Origin of the sequence: Sphingobium sp. R-21, from assembly GCF_049913335.1 — a bacterium.
Lineage (GTDB): Bacteria > Pseudomonadota > Alphaproteobacteria > Sphingomonadales > Sphingomonadaceae > Sphingobium.
This window is the reverse complement of record NZ_CP184374.1, coordinates 622,308-638,080: the sequence shown is the minus strand read 5'-3', so window position 1 is coordinate 638,080 and position 15,773 is coordinate 622,308. Positions and strand designations below refer to the sequence as shown.

Sequence of the window (15,773 nt, the reverse complement as noted above, 5' to 3'; positions counted from 1 at the left end):
ATCACACCTTTAGATCGACCATGCGGCGTATCGTGACGAAGCCGATGATGTAGAGCAGGATCAAGCCGGTAAAACCGATGATGAACATGTTGTCCTGGGCAACGTCCAGATAAAAGGCCGGATTGACCAGGAACAAGCCACAAAAGGTCAGGATCGGCAAAGCGGTCAGCATCACCGCAGTCATTCGACCTTCCGAACTGAGCGCCCGAACCTTCATGAACAGGCTGGCCCGCTCCCGGATCACGGTCGAAAGATTTTCGAGGATCTCGGCAAGATTGCCACCCGTCTCGCTCTGCACCGACAGGGAAATGACGAACATGTGCATCTCGTTCATATCCCAGCGCTCCGCCATGCGCTGCAACGCATCGCGCAGGTCGGCGCCATAGGTGACTTCGTCCACCACGATACCGAATTCGCTGCCGATCGGATCGCGCATCTCCTTGGTCAGCAGGTCGAGCGCAGCGGCGATCGGATGCCCGGCACGGAGACCGCGGACGAAGGTATCCAGCGCCACCGGGAACTGCTCCTCCATCTTCTTGCGCCGCCGCTGGGCAAGGCGGGTCAACACCATCATCGGCAATGCGATGCCCAGCGCACCCGCGAAGGCCAGGGCCATCACGAACATGCCCGCCGTCAGCGCATAACCGGCGACCATTCCGCCGATCATCACCAGCAGGAACAGCACGCCCGCAGCAATCAGCATCAGGGTCAGCACGGTACGCGCCGGAAAGGTCAGTCCGGCGCCATGCAATACCCGCATGACCCCCAATCCAGCACGGCCGAAAAGGGAGCTGCGGTCGAAACTCACCGCCTCATCGCTGCGCCGCAATTTGGAGAGTACCGTGCTGCGTTCGAAACCGGCCGCGATCATCTTCAACCGCCGGTTGACCACGCGATCCGTGGTCGCGCGAGCGCGCATCCAACCTGCAATGCCTTCTATCGTCAGGATCACCGCCGCGAACAGCAGGACGAGGACGAAGGCGCGGATATAGAGCGGTGTCATCAGTGGATCACCGCATCGGGCCGGAACAGTTCCGCCGGAAGCGCGATGCCCCGATCGGCCAGTTCGCTCATGAATTTGGGTCGAATGCCCGTTGCTTCGAAATGACCGCGCACCATGTTGTTCTCATCGCGGCCGGTCATCTTGAAGCGGAAGATTTCCTGCATGGTGATGACTTCCCCCTCCATGCCGGTGATTTCCGAAAGGCTGAGCAGACGGCGACGCCCGTCGGCCAGCCGCCCCACCTGCACGATCACGTTCAATGCAGACGCGATCTGCGCGCGGGCGGAGCGCGGCGAAATGTCGATGCCGCTCATGCCGATCATCTGCTCGACACGGGAGAGCGCGTCGCGCGGCGTGTTGGCGTGCACTGTCGTCATCGACCCGTCATGACCCGTATTCATCGCCTGAAGCATATCGAACGCCTCACCTGCTCGGACTTCGCCCACGATGATGCGGTCGGGACGCATGCGCAGGGCATTCTTCACCAGATCGCGCTGGGTGACTTCTCCCTTGCCCTCGATATTGGCGGGACGGGTCTCCAGCCGCGCGACATGGCGCTGCTGCAACTGCAGTTCGGCCGAATCCTCGATGGTGACGATGCGCTCATGCTCGTCGATAGCGGCGGACATCGCGTTGAGCAGCGTCGTCTTGCCTGAACCAGTACCACCGGAAATCAGCACATTGCGCCGCGCCTCCACCACCGCCGACAGGACCTGCGCCATGGGCGCCGGCACGCTGCCCAATTCGGTCAGGCGCGCCATGCTGATCGGCACCTTGGCGAATTTGCGGATGGAAAGCAGCGATCCGTCGATGGCCAGCGGTGGAACCACCGCGTTGACGCGGGAGCCATCGGCCAGGCGGGCATCGACAAAGGGCGATGACTCGTCGATCCGTCGACCAACCGCCGCCACGATCTTCTGGATGATACGCAGAAGATGCTTCTCATCCTTGAACCGGGTGGGCGTTTCGACCAGTCGGCCGTTTCGCTCCACGAAGACGACCTTATGGCCATTCACCAATATGTCGGTGATGCTGTGGTCCTTCAGCAGCGGCTCGAGCGGCCCCAGGCCCAGCAGTTCGTCCAGAATGTCGGAGACCAGGCGGCGGCGCTCCTCCAGGTTAAGCGCATGTTTCTGAAGCGCGAGTTGCTCATGGACGATCTCGCCCACTTCGGCTTCCACCTGTGCCCGCGACATGTTGTCCAGAGCGGAAAGATTGATGAGGTCAATCAGCTTGTGATGCAGCGCCACCTTGAGTTCGGTGTGCCGGTCCTCCTCCAGATGCGAGGCCTCCATCTCGGTCGGCCCGACCTCATCGCGGGGATCGCCACGTTCGCTCTTTCGAATCTGCCACATCAGCCCTTCTCCGTCTGACGTTCGGCCTCAGCGGCCTGGACGCAGCAATGGACAATGTCCTGCATATCCTTGCAGATACGGCTGCGCGCCTTCAGTTCCTGGATCAGCACGCCCTGATCAAGCGCAGAGCTGACCAGCGGAAAGTCGTTGGCGATGCTGAGCTTCACCGGATGGTCCAGCGCCGCCGCCGCGTCCTCCAGACCGATGGCGCGGAAGAATTTCTTTTCCACGCGATTGGCGATGACATGGATGCGGGCGGGATCGATGTCCTGATCGCGCAACAGCGAAATCTGGCGCCGCGCCTGCCGCAGGCTGGCGATGGTGAGTTCGCACACCAGGAAAACGACCTGCGAACGCGCCACAAGCGACATTGACCAGTTTGTCCAGTTGCCCGGCAGGTCAAGATAGACCGTATCGAACTGCCGTTGTGCAAGTTCGACGATGCGGAAGACCTGATCGGCATTCACAGCTTCGATCGGCATGATCTCGGTCGGGGCAGTCACCACTCTCAGGCCGGTTGCGGTTTCTACCGTGACACTCCGCAACAGTTCATTGTCGACGCGGCTGCCCGCGTTGAGGAGGTCCGCCAATGTCAGCGTCGAGGAAATCCCCAGGAAGGTGCCCGCATTGCCGAACTGGACATCGAAATCGAACAGGCAGACTTCGCCGCCTTTCGCCTTGGCCGAACGCGCGTGCAGGCTGGCCGCCTGCGTCGCGATGGTCGTTGCGCCGACGCCGCCCACACTCTTGATGATCGACACGAGCTGGCCGGTCTTTACTTCATCCTGCCGACTGGCCGCGATGCGGCTGCGCAGATCGTCCAATATCGCCGTCAGGTCATGGGCGCGCAGGGGCAGTTCGATGACGTCGTTGATCCCGCTGCGCAACAAGGCGCGCACCACGGCGATCTGCGCACCGCGCACGGCCGCCACCAGCATCAGCCTGGGATTGGCTGCCCGCAGCCCCGCGAGCCTGATCATGGATGCTTCATCGTCGGGCTGAACCTCGATGATGATTGCCTTGGCTTCGGCCACCAGTTGCGCGGGCACGGCCTCGTTGGCGTCGAGCATGGACAGGGCGAGCGACTGGCCCACCAGTTGATCGCCCAATATGTCGGACGCCTGGACCTCCTGCTCCGACAGGATGAGATGAAGCCCCTCATCCCCGATATTGAGGGTCCAGTTCTCGGCGGGTTCCGCTGTGTTTGTCACGATGCCCACTATCTTGTCCCTCAATTTGATGCCGTGCCCTGGCCGTCTTCCATGGTCAGAGCGGCGCTGAAGCTGGGTAGAGTGATGGTGCCTGCAAAAAATCTGAAAAGGAGCGGCCGAAAGGTCAGTTGTTTCAGTGAAACCCTTACCAGCGGCGAGACATCCGATCCATTAGGGTCGCCCGCATAACCGAGACCGGAATAGTCGTAGTCGACTGTAACGTTGCCCGAAGCGATTTCCGGCATGAACAATTGCATCCGGTTGACGATATTGTTGAATGCCGTGAGGGCGTTCGCGCTGTTGCTGACCAGCGGGCTGGGGCAGGTCCCACCGCTCTTGCAAGAGCAGCTCACTGCACCGGCGTTGACCAGACAGGATGCGCCCCCAAACGCTGACTGCGGGATGGCATCGCCCTGCGTAAGTCCACCGCTCACCACAAAACTATATGCGGCAAGGCCGTTAGGAACCATGTCCGTAGCGACTGCATAGCGCACCCCCATCTGCGTCGCCTTTTCCGCGCGATTCCAGGTCCACATGAGCCGTCCGACGTCGATGACGCCCAGGAGCAGGATGAGCAGCAGCGGCAAGACCATCGCAAACTCCGCCGCCGACGAGGCGCGGCGATCAACGAGCAGAGGGGCGAGCCGGCGCATCATATGCCTTGCACCGTAGCTTCGGATTCGGAAACGAGATTGAGCGTACTGCTGGTGAAACCAAGATTGTTGAACAGCGAGCTATAGGGGACCGTGGCCGAAACCTTGACCTTGGGCACGTTGGACATGCCCTTGTAAATCCCGGAATAATTGCCCCCCGTAATCGCCGTGCAACTGACGGTTACAGATACGGTCGTCGGCGTCGTCCAGCCGACCAAACGGGCGGAGCCGCCACTAGCGATCTGTCCGGTACGCGTGATGTTGCGGGTTTTGTCGACAACGTCGGACGCCACTGTATTGGGACATGTAAAGTCAGTGAAGGATCGCCGTGAAGCGTAGCGGGCACCGTCACGCACAGCCTTGGCCACCACATGTTCGCTCAGGAAATAATTCCCCAGCTCGAACGAACCGAACATCAGGACGATGAGCAGCGGCGTCACCAACGCCATTTCCGCGGCTGCGGCGCCGCGCTGGCATATCAGCAGAGAGGCAAGAAAGCGTCGCATCGTCACTCTATCAAATAAGGAACAGAGCGCTGGATGACTTGAGGATTGCTGGCTCCGTTCACGCCACTGCCTGTCTCTCCAATGACTTCGACATACACCTCCTTCTTGTCGGTATATTGGTTGGCGCCGTTCCCGCGATCGATCGACGGTTCCACCAGGAACACGTCGAGCCATTTTGCGGGATCTATGCCCGAAGTCTTCCCATGCAGCGTCAGCGCCCGGCAATTGAGGACTGCGACGGAAATGCGCCGCCTATCCACACCGGCCGAACTGGGCGTTATGCCCGCTACGCCGTTGGCGGGAGAACCGAACCCTCTATTATTGCCGGACAACGTCTGGGGAACGCCAATGCCGCGAGACGCAGAAGCAACGACCACTGAGGGGTGCGCCACCTCCCAATTATAGACTTCATACCGAGTGGCGGTGGAGCCAAGTCCCGTTCCCGTCATCCAAGCGGCTTGAGTGTCCCAACCATAGTTGACGCGAAAATAGGCGTCGCGATCCCAGGTCCCGCTGCCAACAGTGCCGCATGTCTGCGCACTTGCCTGCACCGCATGGCAAAGATCGCGAGGATAGCCCATTATGTCCGGATCGGTTGCGCCACCCGCCGTCGGCAAAGGGGCCACGGTTGTCGGTCGATAGGGATTGCTTGAAACGCCGAAACCGTTGCTGCTGTTGCAGGTGGTTCCATTGGTCGAAGTGCACACCAGGTCCTTGCGCGTATTGCTGGACGGGGAGCAGATTCCGCCATATTGGGACGGGCAGGTATTGCCGTTCGCATAGACATCGAAGCGGGTATTAAGCGAATCCAGTACCGAAGTGCTCATGCCCGTCTTCGTGGTGACGCCATCGGTCTGCTGGCAATCCGCCTGAACGGTGTCATAGCCGAGCGCAGCGCCCAGACCATTGGCGCCATTTGCGAACGTCGCCTCCAGCCAACCAAAATTTCCCGGCGCATCCGCATTGCCAGTGATAAGCTTCAGACCAACGCCTCTCGTTGGATTGAAAGCATAATTCTCATCGCTGTTGTCGCTCGGCTCGTCCGGGTTGCAGATCATGACGGGCGGCACTTTGCAGATCGCCGATCCGACCCCTGCATACGCCTTCGCCGACAATGCGCCCGACGACAGAACCGATACGATCGGCGTCAAGGCGAAGCGGGCAGTACGGGAATTGACCGTAACCTCAACGAAGTTGGCATCCGCGTCGGTCAGCGTCCCCGTGTCACTGCGGTCCTTGTTCTTGTAGAATTTGATGAAACCAGTGCGATCGCAACTTGACTCATTCTGGATCGTCACGGCCAGGTTGCCGCCGTCATTCGCGAAACGGGCATCATTGCGGATCAACCCGCTTGCAGCGCTGGCAGCGCGGCTGCAGGCGTTGACCTTTCCATCCAACTGCGTCGCCGCCGCCAGCGCCGCCTGATCCGCTGCGTTCTGCAACTCCGAATCCAGCCCCGCCATCCGCGCATAGTCAAAAGCGATCCCGCCAGCCGCGATCAGGCCGAAAAGCGACAGTGCAACCGTCGGCGCAACAGCGCCGCTGGTCGACTGCAACAGGCCTTTCCCACCGCCGGACATGAATTCACTCCTTCTCTCTCGATCAGTTCGCGCCGCCGCCAGAGGAGCCCCCGCTAATGCCGCTGGTCGTACGGATCGACTTGGGCTGTTTCACCTTGTCGGTGCGATAGCGTTCGACCGCCGCCGCGGAAGTCTGCCCGTTACCACCCTCGACCAGCGTTCCTTCATAATGGGGGTCGGGATTGATGACCTGCATCGCGTAATTGCTGCGCACCGCGCCGCCGAAGGTCGGGTCGTTCGCCGTACAGCCCGCCAACAGCGGCAGCAGCAGGGCGCTTCCAAGGTAAAGTGCACGCATCGTCAGCCTCCTGCTCACAGCTCATAGCCGCTGGGCGCCTTGCCCGAAGCGGGCGCTTCCTTCGCCGGCACCGGTGCAGGCGCGGGCGCATTTTTCGGCGCCTCGGGCGGCATCGCGTTCGGATCGAGCGGGTTGATGCCCACCGCCTTGTCCGTCCGTCCCATCAGGAACAGGTCCAGTTCATGCGGCGGCGCCACGCGATCGGTGGGCAGGCGCACATCCTCTGCGCGCATCGGTTTCACGAGACGCGGCGTCACGATGATGACCAGTTCGCTCTCGCTCTTCTGGAAACCGCTCGACCGGAACAGCGCGCCGATGATCGGGATGGAGCCCAGGATCGGGAACTGCCGCACCGTATCCTGGAAATCCTTGCGCAACAGTCCGGCCAGGGCAAAGGACTGCCCGTCGCGCAGTTCCAGCGTCGTGCTGGCTCGCCGCGTTTGCAGCCCTGGGATGGTAAGGCCGTTGACCGTAACCGATGCGGACGGATCGATGGAACTCACCTCAGGTTCCACCACCAGATTGATGATGCCGTCCTCCAGCACCGTGGGCGTGAAACCCAGGCTGACGCCGAAAGGTTTGAATTCGATGGTGATGGCATTGCCGCCCGTGCCGCCGGTGCTGCCGCCGCTGTTGCTCTGCGCGACCGGTATGGGGAACTCGCCGCCTGCCAGGAAGGAGGCGGTTTCACCCGAAAGCGCTATCAGGGTCGGCTCGGCCAGCGTGGTCACAACCCCCTTGCGCTCCAGCGCGTCGAGCGCGGACGTGAGGTTGAGGCTGCCGATCGAATATTTCGCCGCGCCGATGCCGAAACTGTCGAGTATCTTGCTCAGATCAACGATGGGCCGTCCATTGGCGTCAGACAGAAGCGCCGAAGACTGGGCGGCATTGCCGATGCCGCCCACCACCTTGCCGCTGTCCGACAGGAAGGCCGTGTTGATGCCGAACTGCTTGGCCGCGCCGCGCGACATTTCGGAGAAGCGCACTTCCAGCATCACCTGCTGCGCCGCGCCCACCGACATCATGTTGACGACCTTGTCGCCAGCATAGGTCTTGGCGATCTGCATCGCCCGATCGACCGCCGCCGCACTCGACACCGTGCCGGTCAGTACGACTGAATCATTGGAGATCCGCGCCCCGATGGGCTGACCGGGCAGCAGTTCCGACAATTGTCGCTTCAGCGTCACGACATCCGGCCCCACGGCGACATCGACGACCGCGATCATCATGTTGCGGTTGTCGTAGAGCGTCAGGCTGGTCGTGCCCATCTTCTTGCCCAGCACATAGACCGATCGGTTGGTCATGGGCAGGACATCGGCGATTTCCGCGTTGCCGACCAATGCCTTCGCAAAGGGCCGGTCCACGGTCAGCACCTGGCTCTTGTTGAGCGGCACGTCGAGTTGACCGGCATGACTGGCGTTGTCGACGCCCAGCGAGGCGATCTGCGCCTGCGCAGGCATGGGCAGCATCGACGCTCCGGCGCCCAGCGCCAGCACGGATGCCAGCATCGGCAAGGATTTAGCGGGAACCATAGCGCTTCACCTCATAGCTGGTGCCAGTCGTGCCGCGCACGATCTCGACCGATGCGGTCGAAGGCAGGGCGTTCGTATTTTTGGGAACGGCGCGCCGGGCGGGCCGGAGGCCGGATGCGACACGCGGTGGCAGATAGGCAAGGTCCGCGACGCGGGCACGAGGGCCAGCATAGCCGCCGACATAGGCGCCGTCGCGCAAATCCTCTATGCCGACGGTCTGTACCGCCGGATTGGGTTTGTCGGTAAGGTTGCGCAGCACGAGCGTGAGTTGCCCGACCTGTTGCGCCAGAACCAGCTTCTGCGCATCGACCTGGTTGACCTCCAGCGTGGCCGTCTTGCCGACCGCGGGGTCTTTCGTGCTGTCATTGGCGTTCTGGTCAATCGCGATCACCCGCGTCCCTTGAAGCAGAACGTCCGTGATCTGCTGGCTGCCACCACCCATGGGATCCTGAAGCGTGCGCGTCACGAACACATCGACGGTGTCGCCGGGAAGCACAAAGCCGCCCGCGGCGGCTACATCGCTTACGCGTACGGCGACGGCCCGCATTTCCGGGGCCAGGACTGCCGACATTGTGGCTCGCCCCCCTTCGCCGGAGAGCTTGGAGGCCAATATGGGTTCGCCCGGTTCGATCTGCCGGATGACCACCCGCCCCTTGCCCAGCGATGTCAGTTGGATAGGGTCACGAAATGATCCGGGTGGCACGGAACTGGCAGGCCAGTCGACCATCCGGATCTTTTCAGGAGTTACTGCCGTGCCAAAGGGCAATGGTACAGTTGCAACGACAATTTTCGCCATACCGCCATCCGCCTGCTGCACCTTCTCGGCGCTGGTCAGATAGCTGTTGGCGATGAAAACGGCTGCCAATCCCAGAAGAATTGCAAAGCCGAGAATTATGAGTGATCTGCGCTGCCCCACGACAACTCCCCCCGGAATTGAAGTTTACAAGGAAGCCAGTCTTTGACCGGCTTCCCCACTTCCGTGATTAGCAGTTTGCCGCCGGTGCATTTCCGGTGCCGACTGTGGCAACGCAATTGGTGGCGGCGTTCATCGAGTTCTTGATCGCGCCGCCAAGGTTCCAGGCAGCGAGAGCAATGCCGGTGCCGACAATCGCCAGGATCAGCGCATATTCAGCAGCCGAAGCGCCGCTTTCGTCAGCCCAAAGATTCTTGATGAAAGTCATGTCCGTAACCCCTTTTAAATGTTTAGCAGCTCGGCTGTGTATTGGTGCCGACGGTCTTGATGCAGTTAGTGGCGGTATTCATCGAATTCTTGATCGCACCGCCCAGGTTCCAGGCCGCCAGCGCAATGCCGGTGCCCACGATCGCCAGGATCAAGGCATATTCAGCAGCCGAAGCGCCGCTCTCGTCGGCCCAGAGGCCTTTCAAAAAGGTCATATCTTTTACCCCTACTCACTGGGAGCGATTCCCAGTTGCCCTTGCTCCGCTCCACGGTAGGGGCCTGTCCACCTCGCGACCCCGGTGCCGGTATGCTCCGGTCACCAGGCAGTTGGCAGTTCCCGTAGAACTTGGGTTCAAATTGAACCAATGCTGACCCAAGTCAACATGGTAAAAAATATCTCTATTTTTCAACCTGTTACGGCAATTTTTTGTTAACCATTTGCCTCAACTACGTTCGTTACCATAAGTAAATGATAGTAGTCACTGAATATATCTTTGGATATATACTTTTGGAAAATGACGGGTTTAAATGAAATTTATTGTAGTTTTTATTTCTCTATATTTCTTACAAAGACAATAAAACGCCCAATAAACAGAATATATCGTGTTTTTTATTTGGAATACGTTAAGATATCTGCGTGATCCGATCGAACCTATTTGCGTATAATATTTGCCGTCGGAAAGCCGAATTACCGGGCAGACTAATACCTTCGGTGTAGGCTATTCGGGACAGTCTAGTTCGAAGACTTGAGCAGCAGAGACGCCCGCCAGCGCACGGGTCGTCGCGAATCAGATACGACTCGGCGCACAAAGGTCCGTAAACAAAGAGCTTTGCATCTGTCCCGTTCAGGGACAATATTGCCGATATCGTTACGTGACACTCACCCGATGACGGAAGGTGAGGTTCACGCGATCGGACAACAGCAGATAGGGCAGCCAGATCGCGGCACTGATCAGGACCTTCTTCACATTGCCCGTCAGCATGTCCAGCAACGCGGCGTCCACGCCCCGCGGCACTTCATTGATCCCCGCGACCAGATGCGCAATGCTCAACTGGGCAAGCAGATCAACACCCCATACCATGACCAGAAAGCGCGGGAACAGAGGCACCAGGCGCAGCGCCATGGCGAAGGCAAACATGTAAAGGCTGGACAGGATCACCACATCGGCGAGCATCACGGAATAAAGGCTGACGAACCAGGTCGGCGAATAACTGCCCAATGCCGGAATGGAACTCAGAAATTCCAGCGTGCGCACCGGCACGTTCACGGCAATTCCAACCAGCAACGACGCCATCACGCCGTAAAGGCCGAATTGGGACATCTCCCGCGCCTTGAGGCAGTCGACCTTGCGCCAACGTCCTACCTGCGCCAATCGAAAAGCGGGCTGCGCATGGATGCGCCCAGCCGGAAACAGCTTCAACCCCAGCAGCAGCGATCCGACGGGTGCACCGACGACCAGCAGATAGGGCAGCAGACCCACACCGCTGCCCCACGGCGTTCCGCTATAGGGCGTTGCCGGAAAGGCCAGCCGCATGCCGCAGGCAAAGGCAGCGATCATGATCCAGATTGCAACGATCCGTTCCAGATTGACCTGCATGGACAGCACGACGGTCACGCTCTTGCGGTAAAGATGATCCCTCACCATTCGCACCATGGAACCGGACCCCCTTCCCAACGCCGAAATCTGATCGCGACTATCCGCGATGTTGGTAAACGCCGGGTAAATGCGCAGCCGCGAGGAAAGTTCTGCGCGAACTTCAGATATGGTCTGCAAAAGAAGAAAATAAAGCCCGCCGGCGGCTCATTTACGGGGCACGGTGATGCGGATCGTCGTGCGGCCGCCAATATTCTGAAGGAACACTTCCCCGCCCAGCATCTGTATCCGCCGCATCAGTGACCGCGAAGGCACCGCCCCGCTCGACCCGAGCCGGGCCATATTCGGCACGCCATCGTCGCTCACCTGAAGGGCAATGCGGTTCCCGTCCGGTTCCAGCGCGAAATTCACGCTGGCGGCCCCGGCATGGCGAACGGCATTGGCGACGATCTCCCGCACGGCGAAACTCAGTTCCCTGCCGATCAGCGCGCTGGTCGCGCAATTGCCGTCCTCCACCTTCAGCTGGCAATCTATACTCCACTGTTCGCCAAGGGAGCGCACCACCATCGCCAGCGTCTCTGGCAGATAGGCGAAATCCTCCTCATCGACCTCCGGATTGATGATCCAGCGAATGGTGGCGATCTGGTCCTTGGCGATGCGGTCGACATTTTCGATCACGGGACGCGCCTCGACCTCGCGCCCGCCCAGCAAGGGGGCGATCTGGAAACGGATGCTGGCCAGCGCCTGCAGGACGCTGTCGTGCAGTTCGCGTTGCAAGCGCTCCCGTTCCCGCGCGCCGGCAATGACATGGGCCAGGTCCAGGCTGTTGCGAACGGTAAGTTCCTCGCACGCGCTTTCGAAAACGCGCTGGGCGATGGCGGCGCGATCTTCATGACAGGGATCGTCCAGGCAGGCCGCGCCGACCGCCTCGAAGGTGCCGATGGTGACCCTGACCGTCAACAGCGTTTCGGCATCCAGCAGCGCCGCCCATGCCCGACCGCCTGCCGACAATGATCCCAATGTGGCTATCCCGTCCGCCGCCAGCGAAATCGACGCGTCCCGGGTTCGATCGTGCCAGCCAGTCTGAACGGCCAGCAAATTGCCGACGCCCATGGAAGGCATTTCCCGCGCAGCGCTGCTGGCGAAGCGCAAGGGCTCATGACTCGCCAGCCGGAACAGCACCGCTCCCCCCTGCCCGCCGGTGGCAAGCCGCAGGGCATGGAGCAGGAACGGCCCGTAATCACGCTTGGCGGGTGGCAACTCCCCCTCCAGTAGCAGCCGGTCGCGCTCGAATTCCAGCAATGTTTCCCGGCGCGGCCCCAGCAGCACTCCCGTCACGAGGATCGCCACCGCCAGATAGCAGGCGCGAAGCACGACCCGCTCCGCTTCCGGTTCTGACGGCAGGGAGGCGATCTGGTCCAGCCATGTCATGGAAACCGCAGCCAGGCCGGCCGCCACAGCGACAAGCAGATGGAGCCGCCGCCGCACGATCAGCGCCACCTCCACCGCAACGAAAAAGCTGCCCGAAAAATAGGGGCTGTTGGAGGGATTGGTGACGAGCAGCAGGGTCAGGAACAGCAAGGTATCTAGGCAGATGACGGGCCGCCTGATCCGCATGTCCATCACCCATGACCGCGACGACAGGAAGACCGCCGAAAGCGCCAGCGCCAGCATGAGCAGGATCACCCCATGCTCCGCAGGCTCCGCCCAGTGACGCGCGCTGGAAAAGCCGAAGCTTACCGCCGCGTAGATCACGGCCAACAACAACCGCGTATAATCCAGCGTCTGCCAGGGCCGCAGCGCCGACAGGGTCCGCCTGTCCCACCTGCTCAAGCGCATCGCGATTTCGTTCCGCCCGTTCATCGCGTGACGCACATCCCCGATCCGACCCGACGCATGTGTCTGCCGGGCAGCTTCTTATGGAAAGGAAATCATGTTTCGGTCAAATGCGATGATGAGATGCCGACGGGTTCATCGCAAGCGCGGCGGACGCTTCAGGCAGGGCAGCGGACATCCGCCCCCTCCCCTGCAATCGCTCAGCCGTGAAAATAGTCATAAACCTGCTGCGCCACGGCCTTCGAAACACCCGGCGCCTTCAACAGATCTTCCAATGCCGCGCTTTTGACGGCCTTGGCGGTTCCGAAATGCATCAGCAGCGCCTTCTTGCGGGAAGGACCGATGCCCGGCACCTCATCGAGAGAACTGACGGTGATCGCCTTGCTGCGCTTCTGCCGATGCGCGCCGATGGCGAAGCGGTGCGCTTCGTCCCGCAGACGCTGGAGGTAGAAGAGCACGGGATGATTGAGCGGAAAATTGATCTCCCGCCCGTCAGGCATGTGAAAAACCTCCCGCCCTTCGCGCCCGTGATGGGGCCCCTTGGCGATGCCGATCATGCAGACATCCTCTATGCCCATATCCTCCAATATCGCGCGAGCAGCGGACAATTGCCCCTTGCCGCCGTCAATCAGGACCAGGTCTGGCCATTCGCCGCTGTCGCGATCCGGATCCTCCTGCGCCGCCCGGCCGAAGCGTCGCTCGAACATCTCGCGCATCATCGCGAAATCGTCCTGTGAGATTTCGGGATTTTTCATGTTGAACTTGCGATAGGCGCTCTTGCGGAAACCCTCCGGACCCGCCACCACCATCGCCCCCAGCGCATGACTGCCCTGGATATGGCTGTTGTCGTAGATCTCTATCCGGTCCGGCAGGCCGTCCAGGCCAAATGCCTCGACCATTTCCTCCAGCACCTTCGCCTGCGTCGTCGTTTCGGCGAGACGGCGGTCGAGCGCCTCCACGGCATTGCGCTGCGCCTGTTTGATGAGACGTGTACGGTCGCCGCGCTGAGGGACTTCGATCCTGACCTTCGAGCCGATACGCTCGCGGAGCGCTTGCGCCATCAGGTCGCATTCCGCCGGAGCGCGATCGGCGAGAATCAGCTTGGGCGGTGGCACCTCCTCGTAAAATTGCGCCATGAAGCTGGCCAGCACCTCCTCCTCCGCCACTTCCGCGGTGTGGACGGGGAAAAAGCTGCGATGCCCCCAATTCTGCCCGCCGCGGATGAAGAAGGCCTGTATGCACATGGCGCCGCCCTTGGTCGCGAGCGCGAAAATATCGGCGTCGCCCAGCCCTTCGGCATTGATGGCCTGGCTGCCCTGGATGAAGGTCAGCGCCTTCAGCCGGTCACGCAGAACCGCCGCCTGCTCGAAATCCATCGCATCGGACGCCGCCTGCATCGCCTCGCCCAGCTTCTTCTGCACGGCTGTCGATTTGCCGCCGAGGAAGTCCTGTGCATCCTTCACCAGTTCGCCATAAGCGGCATCGTCGATCCGGCCCACGCAGGGGGCGGAGCAGCGGCGGATCTGATAGAGCAGGCAGGGCCGGGAGCGATTGGCGAAGAAACTGTCGGTGCAACTCCTCAGCAGGAACAGCTTTTGCAACGCATTGATCGTTCGCGTCACCGATCCGGCGCTGGCAAAGGGCCCATAATAGCGTCCCTTAAATTTGCGCGCGCCGCGATGCTTCTGAACGCGTGGAAAATCATGATCTTCACGCAACAGGATGAAGGGGAAGCTCTTGTCGTCGCGCAACAGGACATTATAGGGCGGCCGGAAACGCTTGATAAGTTGCGCCTCCAGCAACAGCGCTTCCGCCTCGCTGTTGGTGGTCACGATCGTCATGGACCGGGTCTGCGCGACCATGCGCTGGAGCCGCTTGGGCAAGCGATCGACCTGCGTATAGTTGGTGACCCGGTTGCGCAGCGCCCGCGCCTTGCCCACATATAGCACGTCGCCCCGCGCATCCTGCATGCGGTAGACACCCGGTCGCGTCGGCAGGGTTTTGAGCGTCGTGCGGATCGCCTCCACGCCAGCGTCGATGTCGGGCTGACTGCCGGTGACGGTAAAGGTAGCCTTGTCTTCGTGAAAGCGATCGGGTGACTGGGGACGCGACATGAGGCAGAAATAGCGGCGTACGCCCGGATCGCAATGGCATGCAGCCAAATTTAGCGTCCGCGTCGTTGATCCCTCGCCAGCTCCGATCCGAATGGGCGGCACGCGCTATCCCTGCGTTTCCGGGCATGAGGTCGTTGATCATGTCACCGCCGTCGGCGGCGCAGTCACCCGGTTCAGGGTCAGCGACACGGTGGGCGTCGGGTGTATGGTCGACAGTTGCCAGCTTGTTCGGCCTGCAACAAAGGGGCGGAGCAATATTGCGAGAACGGCTTTGTCGGAACCTATAATGATGCACGCAGGACGCACCTGGCCATATGTTCGGCGGCTATTCGCAGAGCATCACCATCAGCGAAAAGTTCGTCCTGAGGATCAGCCATCCCGCGGATCAACTGGCGCCGGTGCCCCCGCTGCTCCGCGCAGGCATGATCACCTACTCGCCATTGGCCGGACCCGGCAAGAAAGTCGGCATCGTCGGGATCGGCGGATTGGGTCATATGGGGATGAAGCTCGCCCATGCCATGGGCGCCCATGTCGTGGCCCTCACGACGTCAGAGAATAAACGGCAGGATGCGCTGGACCTTGGTGCACGACATCGAAAGCGCCTATAGCAGGATACTGAAAAGCGACGTCAAATATCGCTTCGGCATCGACAACGCGTCACTCGCGGGAAGCTGATAACGGGATCGATGGTCAACCTCATCGCTGGTGCTTGATCGACCCCGCATATGTACGGCTTGAAGACGCCACCCAGAGACGTGCAGAGGAATTTAGTCCCTGTCGATTAAGGTCATGCGGAGAAGTGAAAACCGGCTTTCCGTCGAAATGATGCAGTAACATAGTGAGCGGATTTCGATCTGATTGAAGCAGACCAGCATCCAGATGCTTTGCTTCCCACGATGTCTTGATCAGC

General features: G+C 60.8%; 14 protein-coding genes and 1 pseudogene. 1 reads left to right on the top strand and 14 read right to left on the bottom strand.

Annotation, left to right across the window (positions count from 1 at the left end; all coding sequences use genetic code 11):
• Nucleotide 1: 1 nt before the first annotated feature.
• From ACN9MX_RS03015 to uvrC, 14 genes are all read right to left on the bottom strand, one after another.
• Nucleotides 2–1,003, bottom strand: a complete 1,002-nt coding sequence (locus tag ACN9MX_RS03015) for a type II secretion system F family protein (RefSeq protein WP_363825392.1) — start codon at nucleotides 1,001–1,003, stop codon at nucleotides 2–4.
• Nucleotides 1,003–2,358 (bottom strand): CpaF family protein, encoded by a 1,356-nt coding sequence (locus ACN9MX_RS03010; RefSeq protein WP_363735121.1) that lies wholly within the window; start codon nucleotides 2,356–2,358, stop codon nucleotides 1,003–1,005. Before ACN9MX_RS03010 ends, ACN9MX_RS03015 begins: the two co-directional genes overlap by 1 nt.
• Nucleotides 2,358–3,569, bottom strand: a complete 1,212-nt coding sequence (locus tag ACN9MX_RS03005) for an AAA family ATPase (RefSeq protein ID WP_363825390.1) — start codon at nucleotides 3,567–3,569, stop codon at nucleotides 2,358–2,360. Before ACN9MX_RS03005 ends, ACN9MX_RS03010 begins: the two co-directional genes overlap by 1 nt.
• Before the next feature lie 20 nt (nucleotides 3,570–3,589).
• Nucleotides 3,590–4,225, bottom strand: coding sequence for a TadE/TadG family type IV pilus assembly protein (locus ACN9MX_RS03000; RefSeq protein ID WP_363825387.1), 636 nt, complete (start codon nucleotides 4,223–4,225; stop codon nucleotides 3,590–3,592).
• Nucleotides 4,222–4,728, bottom strand: a complete 507-nt coding sequence (locus ACN9MX_RS02995; RefSeq protein ID WP_363825384.1) for a TadE/TadG family type IV pilus assembly protein — start codon at nucleotides 4,726–4,728, stop codon at nucleotides 4,222–4,224. Before ACN9MX_RS02995 ends, ACN9MX_RS03000 begins: the two co-directional genes overlap by 4 nt.
• Before the next feature lie 2 nt (nucleotides 4,729–4,730).
• On the bottom strand, nucleotides 4,731–6,308 hold the full coding sequence (locus ACN9MX_RS02990) for a pilus assembly protein TadG-related protein (RefSeq protein ID WP_363825382.1): 1,578 nt from the start codon (nucleotides 6,306–6,308) through the stop codon (nucleotides 4,731–4,733).
• A 22-nt stretch (nucleotides 6,309–6,330) separates the two neighbouring features.
• Complete coding sequence (locus ACN9MX_RS02985; protein ID WP_363735127.1) at nucleotides 6,331–6,606, bottom strand: hypothetical protein; 276 nt, start codon at nucleotides 6,604–6,606, stop codon at nucleotides 6,331–6,333.
• 14 nt (nucleotides 6,607–6,620) lie between these two features.
• On the bottom strand, nucleotides 6,621–8,138 hold the full coding sequence (locus tag ACN9MX_RS02980; RefSeq protein ID WP_363825379.1) for a type II and III secretion system protein family protein: 1,518 nt from the start codon (nucleotides 8,136–8,138) through the stop codon (nucleotides 6,621–6,623).
• A complete protein-coding gene (gene cpaB, locus ACN9MX_RS02975) occupies nucleotides 8,125–9,054 on the bottom strand; it encodes a Flp pilus assembly protein CpaB (RefSeq protein ID WP_208108026.1) in 930 nt (309 codons plus the stop codon). Before cpaB ends, ACN9MX_RS02980 begins: the two co-directional genes overlap by 14 nt.
• 67 nt (nucleotides 9,055–9,121) lie before the next feature.
• Nucleotides 9,122–9,319, bottom strand: a complete 198-nt coding sequence (locus ACN9MX_RS02970; RefSeq protein WP_133651823.1) for a Flp family type IVb pilin — start codon at nucleotides 9,317–9,319, stop codon at nucleotides 9,122–9,124.
• Nucleotides 9,320–9,341: 22 nt separating this feature from the next.
• Complete coding sequence (locus ACN9MX_RS02965) at nucleotides 9,342–9,533, bottom strand: Flp family type IVb pilin (protein ID WP_133651822.1); 192 nt, start codon at nucleotides 9,531–9,533, stop codon at nucleotides 9,342–9,344.
• Between the two features lie 654 nt (nucleotides 9,534–10,187).
• On the bottom strand, nucleotides 10,188–10,973 hold the full coding sequence (locus ACN9MX_RS02960; protein ID WP_363825376.1) for a DUF2569 domain-containing protein: 786 nt from the start codon (nucleotides 10,971–10,973) through the stop codon (nucleotides 10,188–10,190).
• A gap of 147 nt (nucleotides 10,974–11,120) precedes the next feature.
• Nucleotides 11,121–12,752, bottom strand: a complete 1,632-nt coding sequence (locus ACN9MX_RS02955; protein ID WP_426387225.1) for a sensor histidine kinase — start codon at nucleotides 12,750–12,752, stop codon at nucleotides 11,121–11,123.
• 197 nt (nucleotides 12,753–12,949) lie between these two features.
• Entirely contained in the window at nucleotides 12,950–14,863 is a 1,914-nt protein-coding gene (gene uvrC, locus ACN9MX_RS02950; RefSeq protein WP_363826596.1) for an excinuclease ABC subunit UvrC, read from the bottom strand.
• A gap of 77 nt (nucleotides 14,864–14,940) precedes the next feature.
• Between uvrC and ACN9MX_RS02945 the strand changes: the two are divergent.
• Nucleotides 14,941–15,450, top strand: a pseudogene (locus ACN9MX_RS02945) (alcohol dehydrogenase catalytic domain-containing protein); the annotation flags it as partial.
• Between the last annotated feature and the right edge of the window lie 323 nt (nucleotides 15,451–15,773).

Coding starts and splice junctions, on each gene's coding strand:
- ACN9MX_RS03015 (WP_363825392.1), bottom strand. CDS start 1,003: ATGACACCGCTCTATATCCGCGCCTTCGTCCTCGTCCTGCTGTTCGCG.
- ACN9MX_RS03010 (WP_363735121.1), bottom strand. CDS start 2,358: ATGTGGCAGATTCGAAAGAGCGAACGTGGCGATCCCCGCGATGAGGTC.
- ACN9MX_RS03000 (WP_363825387.1), bottom strand. CDS start 4,225: ATGATGCGCCGGCTCGCCCCTCTGCTCGTTGATCGCCGCGCCTCGTCG.
- ACN9MX_RS02995 (WP_363825384.1), bottom strand. CDS start 4,728: ATGCGACGCTTTCTTGCCTCTCTGCTGATATGCCAGCGCGGCGCCGCA.
- ACN9MX_RS02990 (WP_363825382.1), bottom strand. CDS start 6,308: ATGTCCGGCGGTGGGAAAGGCCTGTTGCAGTCGACCAGCGGCGCTGTT.
- ACN9MX_RS02985 (WP_363735127.1), bottom strand. CDS start 6,606: ATGCGTGCACTTTACCTTGGAAGCGCCCTGCTGCTGCCGCTGTTGGCG.
- ACN9MX_RS02980 (WP_363825379.1), bottom strand. CDS start 8,138: ATGGTTCCCGCTAAATCCTTGCCGATGCTGGCATCCGTGCTGGCGCTG.
- ACN9MX_RS02970 (WP_133651823.1), bottom strand. CDS start 9,319: ATGACTTTCATCAAGAATCTTTGGGCTGACGAAAGCGGCGCTTCGGCT.
- ACN9MX_RS02965 (WP_133651822.1), bottom strand. CDS start 9,533: ATGACCTTTTTGAAAGGCCTCTGGGCCGACGAGAGCGGCGCTTCGGCT.
- ACN9MX_RS02960 (WP_363825376.1), bottom strand. CDS start 10,973: ATGGTGCGAATGGTGAGGGATCATCTTTACCGCAAGAGCGTGACCGTC.
- ACN9MX_RS02955 (WP_426387225.1), bottom strand. CDS start 12,752: ATGCGCTTGAGCAGGTGGGACAGGCGGACCCTGTCGGCGCTGCGGCCC.
- uvrC (WP_363826596.1), bottom strand. CDS start 14,863: ATGTCGCGTCCCCAGTCACCCGATCGCTTTCACGAAGACAAGGCTACC.